This window comes from Noviherbaspirillum sp. FW303-A3 (genome assembly GCF_058788695.1).
Window position 1 is genome coordinate 4536087 of the sequence record NZ_JBYTAZ010000001.1, and the last position, 16032, is coordinate 4552118.

Sequence of the window (16032 nt, forward strand, 5' to 3'; positions counted from 1 at the left end):
AAATTCCCGACGCGAGAGCACGGCTTAATTATTTGATTTTTAAAGGAAACTGCAATAGCTACGGACAAGTCGCATCGCATTAACGGCGAGATCAATGCGCCGGAATTGCGCCTCTCTGGGGTAAATAACGAACCGCTTGGTATCGGCAGTCTGGCTGAAGCCTTCCGCTTTGCGGAAGAGGCAAACGTGGATCTGGTGGAAATCGCGCCGAATGCGACTCCGCCGGTAGCGCGCCTGATGGACTATGGAAAGTTCAAGTATCAGGAGCAGAAGAAGGCCCATGAAGCCAAGCTGAAGCAGAAGGTTATCCAGGTCAAGGAAATCAAGTTCCGCCCGGGTACCGACGATGGTGACTACAACATCAAGCTGCGCAACCTGGTGAAGTTCTTGGAAGAGGGCGACAAGACCAAGATTACCTTGCGTTTCCGCGGTCGTGAAATGGCGCACCAGGACATCGGCATGCGCATGCTGGAGCGATTGAAGGCTGACCTCGAGCCGTATGGCCAGGTCGAGCAGTTTCCGAAGATGGAAGGCCGCCAGATGGTAATGGTGCTGGCGCCCAAGAAGAAGAAATAAAGAATTCGTGCGAGCCGTCCGGTAAAACGGGCGGTTGGTGCAAATGGCGATGGACTCGATTTCATCGCATAACAAGTGAAAGCAGGCATCCAAGAGCAACGAAGTGTTGCCACCTGCAATCATGTTAAAAACGGAGCTGTCCGAGAGGACAGATTTTGTCATGCCGAAAATGAAGACGAAGAGCAGCGCGAAAAAGCGCTTCCGCGTACGTCCGGGCGGTACCGTCAAGCGCGGTCAAGCCTTCAAGCGTCACATCCTGACGAAGAAAACCACCAAGAACAAACGCCAGCTGCGCGGTGCAGTGGACGTTCATGATACAAACATGAACTCCGTCCGCGCGATGATGCCGTTCGCTTAACCTCACATAAGGAGCTACTATGCCTCGAGTAAAACGTGGGGTTACCGCACGGGCCCGTCACAAGAAAGTCCTCGACCAAGCCAAAGGCTACCGTGGTCGTCGCAGTACCGTTTATCGCATCGCCAAGCAGGCGGTCATGCGCGCAGGCCAGTATGCCTACCGCGACCGCCGCAACAAGAAGCGCGTATTCCGCGCCCTGTGGATCACCCGTATCAACGCTGCAACGCGTGAGCATGGCGTGACCTACAGCGTGTTCATGAACGGCCTCAAGAAAGCCAACATTGGCCTCGACCGCAAGGTTCTGGCTGACATGGCTGTGATGGACAAGCCGGCATTTGCCGCGATTGTCAACCAGGTGAAAGCCAACATCGCTGCTTGAGAGTTGTAAAAGCAGGTGCCGCTGCAAGGCGGCATCGCATTGAGCGGGGCAGAGGTGGCACACCTGTGCCCCGTTTCATTTTGAATCGCCGTTTCCGGATTCCCGTTGTTCGATCCGTTTCCCGTTCCATTTCTCGATCCATTTTTTCGGGCGAAAAAGCCGCATGAATTCCCTAGAACAAATCGTCGTCCAGGCGCAGGCCGATTTTGCTGAAGCGGCAGACGCCGCCGCGCTGGAGAACGCGAAAGCCAGGTACCTTGGCAAGACAGGACAGATTACCGAGCAGATGAAGGGCCTGGGCAAGCTGGCCCCGGAAGAGCGCAAGACGCAAGGCGCCGTCATCAACGCCGCCAAGGAAAAGATCGAGGCTGCACTGAACGCGCGCCGCGAGGCGTTGGCCAATGCACAGATGCAGGCTCGCCTGAATGCGGAAGCGATCGACGTGACGCTGCCCGGACGCGGCCGCGGCAAAGGCGGCATCCATCCGGTGATGCGCACCTGGGAGCGTGTCGAGGAGATTTTCCGCTCGATTGGCTTCGACGTAGCGGACGGCCCGGAAATCGAAACCGACTGGACCAATTTCACCGCATTGAACAGCCCGGAAAACCATCCGGCGCGCTCGATGCAGGATACCTTCTATATCGAGGGCAACGATACTCAGGGCAAGCCGCTGCTGCTGCGCACGCACACCAGTCCGATGCAGGTGCGTTATGCACGCATGAACAAACCGCCGATCAAGGTCATCGCGCCGGGCCGTACGTACCGCGTCGATAGCGATGCGACACATTCGCCGATGTTCCACCAGGTCGAAGGCCTCTGGATCGCCGACAACATCAGCTTCGCCGACCTGAAGGGCGTGTACCTCAATTTCGTCAAAGCCTTCTTCGAGACCGACGACTTGCAGGTGCGTTTCCGTCCGTCGTACTTCCCGTTCACCGAGCCGTCGGCCGAAATCGACATTGCCTTCGGCAGCGGCCCGCTGAAGGGGCGCTGGTTGGAAGTTTCCGGTGCCGGCCAGGTGCATCCGACCGTGGTGCGCAACATGGGACTCGACCCCGAGCAGTACATCGGCTTCGCGTTCGGCTCCGGCCTTGAGCGCCTCACGATGCTGCGCTACGGGATCAATGACCTGCGCCTGTTCTACGAAGGCGACTTGCGCTTCCTGAAGCAGTTCAACTAAAAAACGTCAGGGTGGCAGCCGGATCGACGACGATCGCGCCACCCGGCCCCGCTGCGAGGGCGGGGAAAACGAATTCTGAAGGTTCTGACTATGCAATTCTCCGAGAGCTGGCTCCGCACCCTGGTTGATCCGAAGATGACTTCGGACGAGTTGTCGCATCTTCTGACGATGTCCGGTCTGGAAGTGGAAGAGGTGGAACCGGTCGCGCCGCCGTTCACCAACATCGTTGTCGCCAAGGTCGTCGAAATCGCCAAGCATCCGAATGCCGACCGCCTCAATGTCTGCCAGGTCGATGCCGGTACCGGCACCCTGCTGAACATCGTATGCGGCGCGCCGAACGTGCGTCCGGGCATGAAAGTGCCGTGCGCAATGGCCGGCGCAAAGCTGCCGCCGGGCGAGGACGGCAAGCCGTTCGAGATCAAGATAGGCAAGCTGCGCGGCGTCGAGTCGCAGGGCATGCTGTGCTCGGCGCGCGAGCTGAAGTTGTCCGAAGACCATGGCGGCCTGCTCGAACTGCCGGACGATGCGCCAGTCGGCCAGAACTTCCGCGATTACTACCAGCTGAACGACCTCAAGTTTACGATCAAGCTCACGCCGAACAAGGCGGACTGCCTGTCCGTCCTCGGTGTCGCGCGTGAAGTGTCCGCACTGACGGGCACGCCGCTGAAGGCGCCGACCTACAAGGCGGTGTCGGTCAATACGGATGAAAAGCTGCCGGTGAAAGTGTCAGCGCCGGATTTGTGCGGCCGCTTTTCGGGGCGCGTGATCCGCGGACTGAATGCGAAGGTGGAGACGCCCGACTGGATAAAGCGCCGTCTGGAGCGCAGCGGGCAGCGGCCGATTTCCGCGCTGGTCGACATCTCGAACTATGTGATGCTCGAGCTCGGCCGCCCCAGCCACGTGTTCGACCTGGACAAGATCCATGGCGGTCTCGACGTCCGCTGGGGCAAGCCGGGCGAGTCGCTGAAGCTCCTGAACGGGAATACGGTCGAAGTCGACAGCTGGGTCGGCGTGATTGCCGATGACAAGGAAATCGAATCGCTGGCCGGTATCATGGGCGGCGATTCCACTGCCGTTTCGCTGGAGACGACAAATATCTACCTCGAGGCCGCGTTCTGGTGGCCGCAGGCTATCCAGGGGCGCGCACGCCGCTACAACTTCTCGACCGATGCAGCGCACCGCTTCGAGCGCGGCGTCGATTATGCGACGACGGTGGATCACCTCGAACGCATTACCGCACTGATCGTGGAGATCTGCGGTGGCAAGGATACCGTTGTCGGCCCGGTTGACGATCATGTCGTCAACCTGCCGCAGCGCAAACCGGTTTCCGTGCGCACGGCACGCGCGGTCAAGGTAATCGGCGTGCCCATCAGCGATGAGCAGATCGCGGACATCTTCAAGCGCCTCGGACTCGAATTCACGCAGGAGCCGGGCTTGTTTACGGTCACTCCGCCGTCCTATCGCTTCGATATCGAAATCGAGGAAGACCTGATCGAGGAAATCGCGCGCGTCTACGGTTTCGAGAACATCCCGGCCTTGCCGCCGGTGGCGCCGAACACGATGCGCATCGCTCCGGAAAATTCACGTTCTCTGTTTGCAGTGCGCCGGCAACTGGCGGACACGGACTATCAGGAAGTGGTCAACTTCAGTTTCGTTGAGGAGGGCTGGGAAGCTGACTTCGCAGGCAACGGCAATCCGATCCGCCTGCAGAATCCGATCGCCAGCCAGATGAGCGTCATGCGCTCGTCCCTCGTCGGCAGCCTTGTGGCGAATGTCCGCTACAACCTGAATCGCAAGCTGAACCGCGTGCGCCTGTTCGAAGTCGGTGCCGTATTCCTGCGCAATGCATCGACACAGGATGGCCCGCTGTCGGTGGCCGGCTACGACCAGCCCAAGCGTGTGGCTGCCATCGCCTACGGTCCGGCTGTGGATGAGCAGTGGGGGGCGCCGTCGCGCAATGTCGACTATTTCGATATCAAGGCAGATCTCGAGGCTCTGTTTGCGCCCAAGACATTGACGTTCGTAAAGGCAGAACATGCGGCGCTTCATCCCGGGCGTTCGGCCAATGTATTGATGGATGGCCGTGTCATTGGCTTCATCGGCGAACTGCATCCGCGCTGGCAGCAGAAATACGATCTTCCGCTGGCACCTGTCGTGTTCGAGGTGGATGCGGGGGCATTGCTGGAACGCGATATCCCCTCGTACCAGGAGATTTCCAAGTTCCCGGCCGTCACGCGGGATATCGCAGTTGTTGTTAAACAATCGCTTCCGATGCAGGACCTGATGGGCACTTTCATTGCTGAACGGCAATCCAATCCCGCCTGTGCTATCATGCAAGCCATTGTTTTATTTGATGAATATCGCGGCAAGGGGTTGGAAAATGACGAAAAAAGTCTTGCTTTCCGTTTTACCTTGCAAGATACTCAAAATACCCTGCAAGACGACAAAGTGGACGCCGCAATGGCCGCATTCATCGCGTCTGTCGAGAAAAAGCATGGCGCCAAGCTGCGCACTTGAACGTTGCACTACGTCGGGCAGTGATAACTACTATGAATGACGTGAACTCAGCCGAACTTCAATCCGTTTTGGCCGCCGACCTCAGTCGGGCTGTGCAAGAGTCGCAGGCACGTACGCAGGCTGAAAAAGACCTGCCGACCCTGACGAAGGCAGAACTGGCTGAACTTCTTTTCGAGCAGGTCGGCCTGAACAAGCGCGAGGCGAAGGACATGGTCGAAACCTTCTTCGACGAGATTCGCAATGCTCTCGAGCGAGGAGAATCGGTCAAGCTGTCGGGCTTCGGCAATTTTCAGCTGCGCGACAAACCGCAGCGTCCTGGCCGCAACCCCAAAACCGGTGAGGAGATCCCGATCACTGCCCGCCGTGTGGTGACCTTTCATGCGAGCCAGAAGCTCAAGAGCATGGTAGAGACCGCCAGAAGCAAACCGCTTGCCCGTGTGGCGTGAGTTGAGCCATGAACGATCGCTCGAGCAAATCCGAGGCTGTCGTATTGCCGCCGATTCCGGCGAAGCGTTATTTCACCATCGGCGAAGTCAGTGAGCTGTGCGGTGTCAAGCCGCACGTGCTGCGCTACTGGGAGCAGGAGTTCACGCAGCTCAAGCCGGTCAAGCGCCGCGGCAATCGCCGTTATTACCAGCACCACGAAGTCCTGCTGATTCGCCGCATCCGCGAACTGCTGTACGAGCAGGGCTTCACGATCAGCGGGGCGCGCAACAAGCTGGATAGCCGCATGACCCACGGCAACGGTAATGGCAGCGCAAATGGCACCGAGGATCTCGCAGCTGGCCTGCCGCCGCTGGAAATCAATACGGTGGCCATCCGCAACGAGTTGTCCGAAATCCTGAACCTGCTGAAGCGATAGAAAGAATCTCGCCGCGCATAAAACCGCCTCCGGGCGGTTTTTCGTTTATGGCGTCGCGTCCAGTATCGCTTGCAGCTTGCGCATATCCAGCGGTTTTGCAAAGTGATGGTCGAAGCCGGCAGCGCGGGCCGCGATACGGTCGCGTTCCTGGGCGTAGCCGGTCACGGCCAGCAGGAGGGTGGAGGTCAGTCCCACATCGGTCCTGAGCTGCTGCGCAACCTGATAGCCATTCAATGCCGGCATGCCGATATCCAGGATCACCACATCCGGCTGCAAATGCGCGGCATCACGGATTGCGCTGATGCCGTCGTGTGCGATGTGGATGGCGTGGCCCGAGATCTTGAGAAATTCTCCCAGCGATACTGCAGCATCGATGTTGTCGTCGACGATGAGGATCTTGCGGTGGCGCCGGATCACCGCGGCGGACGGTGTGCTTGATTGCGGGACGGGGCGTTTTTCACATGGCATTTCATGCAGAGGCAGAGTGATCGTGAATGTGCTTCCGCACCCGCATCCCGCGCTATGCGCACGCACATTGCCACCGTGGAGACGAACAAGGCTGCGTACAAGGGTAAGCCCCAGGCCCAGGCCGCCACGCGCCTTCGCTAGCGAATTGGCCTCTTGAACGAAGAGGTCGAAAATTTTTTCCTGAGAGGCCTGGTCCAGTCCGATACCGTTGTCGGCGACGATGATCTCCAGCTTGTTTCGTATTTGTTGCGCTGCCAGCACAATGCGGCCGCCGGTATCTGTATATTTGGCAGCGTTGTGCAGCAGGTTCGCCAGCACTTGCGACATGCGTGCCGGGTCGCAGTACAGGGGCACCGTATCGACGGGGAGTTCGATTGATAGCGTGTGGCGACGCTCGTCGATAAGCGGGCGGACGATCTCGACAGCGCGTTCGACGACTTGATCAATGGGCGTGCTTTCTTTCTTCAAATCGATCTTGCCACGCGTGATGCGCGAGACGTCGAGCAGGTCGTCTACCAGGCGCGTCATGAGCGTCACCTGCCTGGCAATGGTCTCGCGGCATCGATCCATCTGCTGCGGCGATTCGCCGAGAACGCGCATCAGCTCGAGAGAGTTCACGATGGGGGCGAGCGGGTTGCGCAATTCGTGTCCCAGCATGGCGAGGAACTCATCCTTGCGGCGGTCTTCCTCCGCAAGTTGTTCGAGCCGTTTATGGAGTTCCTGCTCCAGCAGCACGCGATCGGTCACGTCGCGCATCAGGCAGCGCGTGGAGATGAATTCGCCATCCGATACACGCGCGTTGGAGTGGATCAGGACATGCCTGACCGATCCATCCTTGCAGCGCATGCGCGCAGGGTAGTCATAGAGCGTTTCTCCTGCGAGGAGTTTGGCAAGGATCTCGTCGATGACGTGGCGGTCTGCGTGGAAGTCAGCGATGTGACGGCCGATGTACTCGTCATGCGCATATCCCAGCAGGTCTAGCTCCGCCTTGTTTGCCCACAGGATTGTGCCGTCCGGTCCCACGCGATGCATGCCCTCGACGGCGTTTTCGAGGAAGTCAGAAAGTTCCTTTTCGCGCTGGTGCAGGGCGCGTTCGATTGCCTTGCGGCGGGCGACTTCGGATTCGAGTGCATTCGCTTTTTGCTCCAGTGCAGCGATCCTGCGGTTGATCTCATTCCGGTCGGCACTGTCGAAGCAACGTTCGGTCGGCCGCACGTCGGAGTGGGCGCTGCAGATATGGGTGAACGCCTCGCTGTCACGATCCTCCGCGAACGCGCGCATCGGGTATCCGCACAGCAGCGAAAATGAATACTTGCCGCTTATCCTGTTCCAGAGCTCCTCGAGCTCGATCGCGGCATCGGTCTTGCCGTCTGCGCACAGCAGCGCCACCATTTCACCGTACGCGCGTACATGCCGCTGGCCATTCCTGCTGGCGATGCGCAGGACCTTGCCGATGACCGTCTCGAATTGCGATGCATCCGGTCTGCCGTCCTTGAGGATCGCGGCAAGGGTGGATTCCGCGTCGAGTGCGATGTAAGGGCATGTCGTCGTTGCATCACCGATTTCCGCAAGGCGGCTAGGCGCGAACTTTCGTTCGATCATGTCGAGACGGTTTCGTGTTGCGATGACGATTGCGGATTCGCCCAGGCGCAGACTCGGACTGATGAAGCCCCAGATTTCGTCGACCAGATAACTCTCATCGTGATAGAACTGAACCAGATGTTTGCCCATTTGATGGTCCAACTCGCTACATGCCGTCATGGAGTATTGCGATCATGTTGTCGTCCGGATTGTCCTTTGCGATGGCAAGAAGTGCGCCGTGCATCGCTCGATCAATCCCATGGCAGTAAGAGCGTCGACGGGATGATGCGTTCATGGCGCTGCGTTTGATTTTTGTGATTGCTGCTGCGACTCGGTCGTCTTCGCAATCTTGCCTCTCTTTCTACAAATCGCCGGTGATGAACGTGATTTCGAAAGAGCATCTATAATCGGCCACATTCGGCACCTGGAGTGCGCATGCGTCATTGCGTGGCCGGTCTTCACATGGAGATGAAATGAAAACGTCTGTCGCTTCATCCTGGGATGTGGACAGCATCCTGCGGGTAGGCATGCAGTCGTTGCTCGATTTGTTCGACGACTCATGCGAGGGCACAATGGCGGTGGACGACCAGGGGCGCATTGCATGGATCAATGACAAGTACGTCGCCTTCCTCGGACTGAAGAGCGCGGACGACGCGCTCGGCAAGATGGTCGAGGAAGTCATCCCGAACAGCCGCATGCGCGAGGTGGTGCAGACCGGCAAGCCGATTCTTCTCGACATCATGATGATCCGCGACCAGCCGCTGGTCGTGATGCGGATTCCGCTCAAGGATGAAGCAGGCAAGGTCGTCGGTGCGCTCGGCTTTGCGTTGTACGACCGCCTGCAGCGCCTCAAGCCCCTCGTATCCAAGTTCGCCGAGCTGCAATGGGCGCTGGCCAATACCAAGAAGGAACTGGCCCAGCTGCGCCATACCAAGTATTCGATTTCCAGTTTTGTCGGTGTGAGTCCGGTGTCGCTGGAGCTCAAGCATCGCGCACGCCGCGCGGCACAGCTCGACACGACGGTGTTGCTGCTCGGTGAAACCGGTAGCGGCAAGGAGCTGCTTGCGCATGGTATTCATGCCGCGTCCGGTCGCGCCGGCAAGCCCTTTGTCGGGATCAATATTGCTGCCGTTCCCGAATCGCTTCTCGAGGCTGAATTCTTCGGCGTGGCGCCGGGGGCCTATACCGGTGCGGACCGCAAGGGGCGCGACGGCAAGTTCAAGATTGCCGATGGCGGCACCCTGTTCCTCGATGAAGTGGGGGATATGCCGCTACAGGTGCAGGCGAAGTTGCTGAGGGTATTGCAGGAGCAGGAAATCGAACCGCTCGGATCGAATACCATCATCAAGGTGGATGTGCGCGTGATCGCTGCGACCAGCCACGATCTCAAGCAGCTCGTTGCCGACGGCAAGTTCCGCTCGGACCTGTATTACCGCCTGAATGTCCTGCCCATCGTGCTGCCGCCCCTGCGAGAGAGGTTGGGCGACCTGGATGCGCTGTGCGAGCACCTGCTCGAACAGATTGCCACGCGTACCGGCATGCCGCAGCGCGAGCTCACACCGTCGGCGCGTGCGTTCCTGGCATCCTATAGCTGGCCGGGCAATGTGCGTGAGTTGCGCAACGCCCTTGAGCAGGCGGGGATGCTGACCGACAGCATCAGCCTGACCGCGGAGGATTTTGCAACAATCCTTCCCGCCGATGCCGCCATGCATCGTCCTGCAGAGGCAGCTGTCGAGACCGGCTCCGCGCAAGGCATTCGACCGCTTGCCGAGGCAGTGTCCGAACTGGAAAAGAATCTGATCAAGTCCGCGCTTGACAGCACCGGCGGAAACAAGGCGCAAGCCGCGCGCTTGCTTGGCATCTCGCGTGCAACGCTTTACCAGAAGATCGTGGATTTCAGACTGGTGTCTGATTAATAGACATCTGTCCAAATTGCAGACGCTCGGTAAAAGCGTTATTTTTCAATGACATATCCTGATATAACCAAAATATGTCTGAATTTCAGACATATTTTCGGCCTTGAGTACCCCCATCTGCTTCCGATTTTCGCCTCCTATTTTTGTTTTTTCTTAAAAATCAATGACTTAACGTTGTTGGCATGACAATTGCCGTATGTGGCTATCGCTAGTGATGGCCGCACGTAATCCGCTGCAGCCTTCATTAGACAGAACAACGATATGGAGACAACGTGCGGCTTACCAACAAGGTTGCCCTGATCACGGGCGCAAGCAGAGGCATCGGCAAGGCCACGGCACTCAAGTTCGCGAGGGAAGGCGCTCGCGTCGTGGTGTGCGACCTGGACGACGCCGTCGCCGAGACGGTGGCGGAAATTCGCATCCAGGGCGGCAGCGCGATCGGCTTCAAGGTCGATGTCACCAAATCCGAAAGCATTGAAGCGATGGTGAGCGGTGCGCTTGCCACCTTCGGCCACATTGATGTGCTGGTCAACAATGCGGGCATTGTCGCCGACGCGCAACTGAAGAAGATGACCGATGAGCAGTTCGACAAGGTCATCGACGTCAATCTCAAAGGCACCTACAACTGCACCAAGGCCGTCGTGGACAACATGATCGAGCGCAAGGCCGGTGTCGTCCTCAACGCCTCGTCCATCGTCGGCATCTACGGCAACTTCGGGCAGACCAATTACGCGGCTAGCAAGTTCGGCGTGATCGGCATGGCGAAAACCTGGGCCCGCGAGCTCGGCAAGCATGGCATCCGCGTCAATGCTGTCTGCCCCGGCTTCATCGAAACCACCATCCTCAAATCCATGCCCGAGAAGGTCATCCGCTCGCTCGAGGAGCGCGTGCCGCTCGGCCGTCTCGGAAAGCCCGACGAAATCGCCAATACCTTCGCCTTCCTCGCCTCCGACGAGGCGAGCTATATCAACGGCGCTGTCATCGAGGTATGCGGAGGTATGACCCTTTAAGGCAGTTCAGCAACAGTTGTGTAGTACCCGGTTCCGTAAAAAAGCAGTGCACCCCGGCAGAGACAGCCGGAATAACTTCAAGGAGCGAGACAACATGGCAACACGCAGGACGATCGGTTTGACAGCAGTGATGACGGGTGTGCTGGCAGCATGCGGCGGTGGCGGCGGAGACAGCGGCTCCCTGGCACTCGGCGCAGCAAACGTTTCCCCGACCTTTCTCAAGGGAAGCCTTTCCAGCAAAACCTACGATGGCAACAGCGACGACTTGCTGACCGCCGGCCTTGGCGCCTCCGGCCTCGCAAGCGCGACGCTTCCGGCTGTCAGCGCAACCCCGACCGCGGCCGAGCTGCGCCGTCTCGCCATTCACCAGAACTACCGTGCGCTGGTCGATACAACGGCCAACGGCGGCTTCGGCACGCTCTATGGTCCGACCGTTGCCATCGCGGGAGCAACACCTTCCGCCACAGGCAAGATCGCAGGCAGGGAATACATCGCCTATGCCGACGACGGCAGCGGCGCGCAGAACGTGACGCTGATGGTGCAGGTTCCCGACACTTTCAATCCGGCCAAGCCCTGCATCGTCACCGCGACGTCGTCCGGCTCGCGCGGCATTTACGGTGCGATCGGCACCTCCGGCGAATGGGGCCTCAAGCGCGGCTGCGCCGTCGCCTACACCGACAAGGGAAGCGGCAACGGCTTCCATGACCTGCAGACCAACAAGGTTGCTCTGATCGACGGTACGTCGGTGGATGCCGCTACTGCAGGCACGCTTGCACTGTTCAAGGCAAATATCACGGAAGCCGCACGCACGGCATACAACGCGCTCTTCCCGAACCGCGTTGCCTACAAACACGCCCACTCGCAGCAGAACCCGGACAAGGACTGGGGCAAGAATACGCTGCAAGCGGTCGAGTTTGCGTTTTACGTGTTGAACGACCTGCACGGCACGGCCATTGGCAACAGCACCGCCAAGCTGCGTTCTATCGTCCCGTCCAACACCATTGTGATCGGATCCAGTGTCTCCAACGGCGCTGGTGCTGCGCTGCTGGCAGCCGAACAGGATACCGAAGGCTTGATCGACGCGGTCGTTGTGGCCGAACCGCAGGTGCAGCCCAAGGCAACGCCGGGCCTGAGCATCCGCCGCGGATCGACAACGGTCTCTACCATCGGCAAGCCGATGATCGATTACATCACTTTTGCCAATGTCTACCAGGCATGCGCGGCGCTCGCCGTATCCAACAGCGCGTTCGCAGCGTCCTTGCCGGTCGCGAGCATGGAGGCGCGCTGCGCGGGGCTGGCCAGCAAGAACCTGGTCAGCGGTGCGACGGCTGCGGAGCGTGCGGCGGATGCGCTTTCCAAGATGCGCGCCTACGGTTGGGAGCCCGAAACCGACATCCTGCACCTGACGCACTACCGCTTCGCAGTACCGGCGGTTGCGACGACGTATGCCTATGCGTACGGACGCTTCAGCGTCACTGACAACCTGTGCGGCTTGAGCTTCGCCAACACGGACGCTGCCGGCAACGTGATTGCGCAGCCGGCGACCCAGTCCCTGCTGTTCGGTACCGGCAACGGTATCCCGCCAAGCTCCGGCATCAACATCGTCTACAACGATTCGGTCGGCGGCGCGAAGCTGGACCGCCTGTCCGTCTCTCCATCGACCGGACTGGCCGACATGGCGCTGGATGCCGCCCTGTGCCTGCGTTCGCTCGCGACCGGCACCGATGCTGTCACCGGCGCTGCATTGACCGGCGACATGCTTGCCAAGTCCCAGCGCGTTCAGCAAGGCGTGGCCGAGGCGCAAGCGAATGGCAACGTTGGCAGCCGCCCGACCATCATCGTGACTGGCCGCAGCGATACGCTGATGCAGGTGAACCAGGCAGCGCGCGCCTACTTCGGCAAATTGAATGTGAACAATGCCGCAGCCAACGCGCGCTATATCGAAGTCACCAACGCCAATCACTTCGATGCCTTCATTGGTTCCCTGCCGGGCTACGACACGGCACTGGTGCCGCTGCACTACTACCTCAACCAGGCACTGGACCTGATGTGGTCGCACCTGAACAACGGCTCCGCTCTGCCGGGCAGCCAGGTGGTTCGCACCACGCCGCGCGGCGGTGTGGCAGGCGCGGCACCGGCAATCACCACGGCCAACGTGCCGGCGATCGCCGCAACGCCGGCAACGGGCAATGCCATTACGTTCGCCAACAACACCCTGACGGTGGCGGACTGATCGAACCCCAGCCGCGCGCGACAACCGACGAACCCCGGTCGCGCGCGGTGGAGGGGTGGTCCGGATAAACGCATTACCGCATCGGCACGCAAGCGCAGGTGCACCAAGCAAAGCAGCATCACTGGAGAAATTGGATGACAAGCGAAGTCATACTTGAAACGCGAAACCTGACCAAAGGTTTCAAGGGATTCATCGCGGTGAACGACGTCAACTTCAAGGTCAGGCGTGGCTCCATCCACGCCTTGATCGGCCCGAACGGGGCAGGGAAGACGACGTTCTTCAACCTGCTGACGAAATTCCTGACGCCGACGTCGGGTTCGATCCTGTACAACGGCAACGACATCACCTCACTCAAGCCGGAACAGATCGCGCATCGCGGCGTGATTCGCTCGTTCCAGATTTCGGCTGTCTTCCCGCATCTGACCGTGCTGGAAAACGTGCGTATCGGCCTGCAGCGCGCGCTCGGCACTTCCTTCCATTTCTGGAAGAGCGAGCAGACCCTGACGTCGCTGAATCGCCGCGCCATCGAGCTGCTGGCGGAAGTGGATCTGGAAAGCTTCGCCAACACGATGACGGTGGACTTGCCGTATGGCCGCAAGCGCGCGCTCGAGATCGCCACCACGCTGGCGATGGAACCCGAGCTGATGCTGCTCGACGAGCCGACACAGGGCATGGGCCACGAAGACGTGCATCGCGTCACCGAACTGATCAAGAAAGTCTCCGAGGGCCGCACCATCCTCATGGTGGAACACAACATGAGCGTGGTCGCAGGCATCTGCGACAAGATTTCGGTCCTGCAGCGCGGCGCGCTGCTGGCGGAAGGAACCTACGAAGAAGTCTCGAAAAACCCGCAGGTGATGGAAGCCTACATGGGCACCACCTCCGGCGAACTGGAAGGAGCGCATTGATGGCAACACCGGCACTTGAAATCAGGAACCTCAAGGCCTGGTACGGCGAGTCGCACATCCTGCACGACGTCAACCTGGAAGTGAAACCGGGCGAAGTGGTGACGCTGCTGGGCCGTAACGGCGCCGGCCGCACCACGACACTGCGCGCGATCATGGGCCTGACCGGCACCCGCAGCGGATCGATCAAGGTCAACGGCGTCGAGTCGATCGGCATGACCACGCATAAGGTGGCGCACCTGGGCATCGGTTACTGCCCGGAAGAGCGCGGCATCTTCTCGTCGCTGTCGACCGAAGAAAACCTGATGCTGCCGCCCCTGGTGTCGAAGTCCAACAAGGGCATGTCGGTCGAGGAAATTTACGAGATGTTCCCCAACCTCGCCGAACGCAAGTCCAGCCAGGGCACGCGCCTGTCCGGCGGCGAACAGCAGATGCTCGCGGTGGCGCGCATCCTGCGCACCGGAGCCAAGCTGCTGCTGCTCGATGAAATTTCCGAAGGCCTCGCGCCCGTCATCGTGCAGGCGCTGGCACGCATGATCACGATGCTCAAGGCCAAGGGCTACACCATCGTGATGGTGGAACAGAATTTCCGCTTCGCCGCACCGCTGGCGGATCGGTTTTACGTGATGGAGCATGGTCAGATTGTCGAGACCTTTGCTGCATCCGAGCTGGAGTCGAAGATGCCTGTTCTGAACGAACTGCTGGGTGTCTGAGAGACAACGAAGTAACACTACCTAAAACAGAGGAGCAAAGATGGAAATCAAAGCAAAAGTGATGACTCTCGCCGTCGCAGCAGCGTTCGCCGGCATCGCCGGTACGGCCCAGGCTCAGATCTCGGGTGACGTCATCAAGATCGGCCTGATTACCGACATGTCCGGCGTGTACGCCGACGTCGACGGCCCGGCAGGTGCGGAAGCCGTGAAGATGGCGATCGCCGATCTCGGCGGCGCGATCAACGGCAAGAAGATCGAGTTCGTCGTGGCCGACCACCAGAACAAGGCTGACATCGCCGCCTCCAAGGCACGCGAATGGTTCGACCAGCAAGGCCTCGACATGCTGATCGGCGGCACCAACTCCGGCGCCAACCTGGCGATGGCCAAGGTTGCGGCGGAAAAGAAGAAGGTGTTCTTCTCGGTCGGCGCAGGCACTGCCCGCCTGACCAATGAAGACTGCACGCCGTACACCGTGCACTATGCCTACGACACCATCGCATTGGCACGCGGGACCGGCGGCGCCATCGTGAAGAATGGTGGCAAGGACTGGTACTTCCTGACCGCCGACTACGCCTTCGGCGCATCGCTCGAGAAGGACACTGCGGACGTGGTCAAGGCCAGCGGCGGCACCGTCAAGGGCGCCGTGAAGCACCCGCTGTCGGCCTCCGACTTCTCGTCCTTCCTGCTGCAGGCGCAATCATCCAAGGCCCAGATCCTCGGCCTGGCCAACGCCGGCGGCGATACGATCAATGCGATCAAGGCAGCCAACGAGTTCGGCGTCCAGAAGTCGATGAAACTCGCCGGTCTGCTCATGTTCATCACCGACATCCACTCGCTCGGGCTGAACCTGACCCAGGGCATGTTCCTGACCGATGGCTGGTACTGGGATCAGAATGCGGATACCCGTGCCTGGTCGAAGAAGTTCTTCGAGAAGATCAAGCGCATGCCGACCATGCTGCACGCCGCAGACTACTCGGTCACCTATCAGTACCTGAGCGCGGTGAAGGCGGTTGGTTCCGATGACGGCGACAAGGTCATTGCGCAGCTCAAGAAGACCAAGATCAACGACGTCTTCGCCAAGAACGGCGTAATCCGTCCGGACGGCCGCATGGTGCACGACATGTACCTGATGGAAGTGAAGAAGCCGTCCGAGTCCAAGTATCCGTGGGACTACTACAAGGTGGTGCAGACCATCCCGGGCGACCAGGCCTACGCAACGAAGGCCGAGTCCAAGTGCGCACTCTGGAAGTAAGTTGAATCCGGCGGCGCGGGTGATTCCGCGCCGCCCGGATTTCTTTCGCTACCCAAGCCGCACGCGCTGTGGCGTTTAACTG

Annotated in this window: 14 protein-coding genes; 13 read left to right on the plus strand and 1 reads right to left on the minus strand. The window is 59.7% G+C overall.

What is annotated here, in order from left to right; all coding sequences use genetic code 11:
• Positions 1 to 54: 54 nt before the first annotated feature.
• From infC to AC3WOY_RS21750, 7 genes are all read left to right on the plus strand, one after another.
• On the plus strand, positions 55 to 576 hold the full coding sequence (gene infC, locus AC3WOY_RS21720) for a translation initiation factor IF-3 (RefSeq protein WP_492429380.1): 522 nt from the start codon (positions 55 to 57) through the stop codon (positions 574 to 576).
• A gap of 160 nt (positions 577 to 736) precedes the next feature.
• Positions 737 to 934: a 50S ribosomal protein L35 gene (gene rpmI / locus AC3WOY_RS21725; RefSeq protein WP_119768735.1), complete on the plus strand. Its 198-nt coding sequence runs from the start codon at positions 737 to 739 to the stop codon at positions 932 to 934.
• Positions 935 to 953: 19 nt separating this feature from the next.
• Positions 954 to 1313 (plus strand): 50S ribosomal protein L20, encoded by a 360-nt coding sequence (rplT, locus tag AC3WOY_RS21730; RefSeq protein ID WP_088710341.1) that lies wholly within the window; start codon positions 954 to 956, stop codon positions 1311 to 1313.
• A 163-nt stretch (positions 1314 to 1476) separates the two neighbouring features.
• Positions 1477 to 2493 (plus strand): phenylalanine--tRNA ligase subunit alpha, encoded by a 1017-nt coding sequence (gene pheS, locus AC3WOY_RS21735; RefSeq protein ID WP_492427556.1) that lies wholly within the window; start codon positions 1477 to 1479, stop codon positions 2491 to 2493.
• 90 nt (positions 2494 to 2583) lie between these two features.
• The gene (gene pheT / locus AC3WOY_RS21740; protein ID WP_492427558.1) at positions 2584 to 5010 is read left to right on the plus strand and encodes a phenylalanine--tRNA ligase subunit beta; all 2427 of its coding nucleotides are present in this window, start codon (positions 2584 to 2586) and stop codon (positions 5008 to 5010) included.
• Between the two features lie 32 nt (positions 5011 to 5042).
• Positions 5043 to 5456 carry an integration host factor subunit alpha gene (locus AC3WOY_RS21745; RefSeq protein WP_088710788.1) on the plus strand — a complete coding sequence of 138 codons (414 nt, stop codon included), beginning with the start codon at positions 5043 to 5045 and terminating at the stop codon, positions 5454 to 5456.
• 8 nt (positions 5457 to 5464) lie between these two features.
• The gene (locus tag AC3WOY_RS21750) at positions 5465 to 5872 is read left to right on the plus strand and encodes a MerR family transcriptional regulator (protein WP_492427560.1); all 408 of its coding nucleotides are present in this window, start codon (positions 5465 to 5467) and stop codon (positions 5870 to 5872) included.
• A 45-nt stretch (positions 5873 to 5917) separates the two neighbouring features.
• On the opposite strand, the gene AC3WOY_RS21755 is transcribed toward AC3WOY_RS21750, so the two are convergent.
• Positions 5918 to 8071: an ATP-binding protein gene (locus tag AC3WOY_RS21755; RefSeq protein ID WP_492427562.1), complete on the minus strand. Its 2154-nt coding sequence runs from the start codon at positions 8069 to 8071 to the stop codon at positions 5918 to 5920.
• A gap of 323 nt (positions 8072 to 8394) precedes the next feature.
• Here AC3WOY_RS21755 and AC3WOY_RS21760 point away from each other — a divergent pair, with 323 nt between their 5' ends.
• From AC3WOY_RS21760 to AC3WOY_RS21785, 6 genes are all read left to right on the plus strand, one after another.
• Positions 8395 to 9837, plus strand: coding sequence for a sigma-54 interaction domain-containing protein (locus AC3WOY_RS21760; protein ID WP_492427564.1), 1443 nt, complete (start codon positions 8395 to 8397; stop codon positions 9835 to 9837).
• A 272-nt stretch (positions 9838 to 10109) separates the two neighbouring features.
• The gene (gene fabG, locus AC3WOY_RS21765) at positions 10110 to 10847 is read left to right on the plus strand and encodes a 3-oxoacyl-ACP reductase FabG (RefSeq protein WP_492427566.1); all 738 of its coding nucleotides are present in this window, start codon (positions 10110 to 10112) and stop codon (positions 10845 to 10847) included.
• A gap of 94 nt (positions 10848 to 10941) precedes the next feature.
• Entirely contained in the window at positions 10942 to 13080 is a 2139-nt protein-coding gene (locus AC3WOY_RS21770; protein WP_492427568.1) for a 3-hydroxybutyrate oligomer hydrolase family protein, read from the plus strand.
• 134 nt (positions 13081 to 13214) lie between these two features.
• Complete coding sequence (locus tag AC3WOY_RS21775) at positions 13215 to 13988, plus strand: ABC transporter ATP-binding protein (RefSeq protein ID WP_492427570.1); 774 nt, start codon at positions 13215 to 13217, stop codon at positions 13986 to 13988.
• Complete coding sequence (locus AC3WOY_RS21780) at positions 13988 to 14698, plus strand: ABC transporter ATP-binding protein (RefSeq protein WP_492427573.1); 711 nt, start codon at positions 13988 to 13990, stop codon at positions 14696 to 14698. The genes AC3WOY_RS21775 and AC3WOY_RS21780 overlap by 1 nt, the downstream gene beginning before the upstream one ends.
• Positions 14699 to 14738: 40 nt before the next feature.
• Positions 14739 to 15950, plus strand: coding sequence for an ABC transporter substrate-binding protein (locus tag AC3WOY_RS21785; RefSeq protein WP_492427575.1), 1212 nt, complete (start codon positions 14739 to 14741; stop codon positions 15948 to 15950).
• The last annotated feature ends 82 nt before the right edge of the window (positions 15951 to 16032 follow it).

Bases quoted from the DNA above. Each gene is read 5' to 3' on its own strand.
- rpmI (WP_119768735.1), top strand. From the start codon at position 737: ATGCCGAAAATGAAGACGAAGAGCAGCGCGAAAAAGCGCTTCCGCGTA.
- rplT (WP_088710341.1), top strand. From the start codon at position 954: ATGCCTCGAGTAAAACGTGGGGTTACCGCACGGGCCCGTCACAAGAAA.
- pheS (WP_492427556.1), top strand. From the start codon at position 1,477: ATGAATTCCCTAGAACAAATCGTCGTCCAGGCGCAGGCCGATTTTGCT.
- pheT (WP_492427558.1), top strand. From the start codon at position 2,584: ATGCAATTCTCCGAGAGCTGGCTCCGCACCCTGGTTGATCCGAAGATG.
- AC3WOY_RS21745 (WP_088710788.1), top strand. From the start codon at position 5,043: ATGAATGACGTGAACTCAGCCGAACTTCAATCCGTTTTGGCCGCCGAC.
- AC3WOY_RS21750 (WP_492427560.1), top strand. From the start codon at position 5,465: ATGAACGATCGCTCGAGCAAATCCGAGGCTGTCGTATTGCCGCCGATT.
- AC3WOY_RS21755 (WP_492427562.1), bottom strand. From the start codon at position 8,071: ATGGGCAAACATCTGGTTCAGTTCTATCACGATGAGAGTTATCTGGTC.
- AC3WOY_RS21760 (WP_492427564.1), top strand. From the start codon at position 8,395: ATGAAAACGTCTGTCGCTTCATCCTGGGATGTGGACAGCATCCTGCGG.
- AC3WOY_RS21770 (WP_492427568.1), top strand. From the start codon at position 10,942: ATGGCAACACGCAGGACGATCGGTTTGACAGCAGTGATGACGGGTGTG.
- AC3WOY_RS21775 (WP_492427570.1), top strand. From the start codon at position 13,215: ATGACAAGCGAAGTCATACTTGAAACGCGAAACCTGACCAAAGGTTTC.
- AC3WOY_RS21780 (WP_492427573.1), top strand. From the start codon at position 13,988: ATGGCAACACCGGCACTTGAAATCAGGAACCTCAAGGCCTGGTACGGC.
- AC3WOY_RS21785 (WP_492427575.1), top strand. From the start codon at position 14,739: ATGGAAATCAAAGCAAAAGTGATGACTCTCGCCGTCGCAGCAGCGTTC.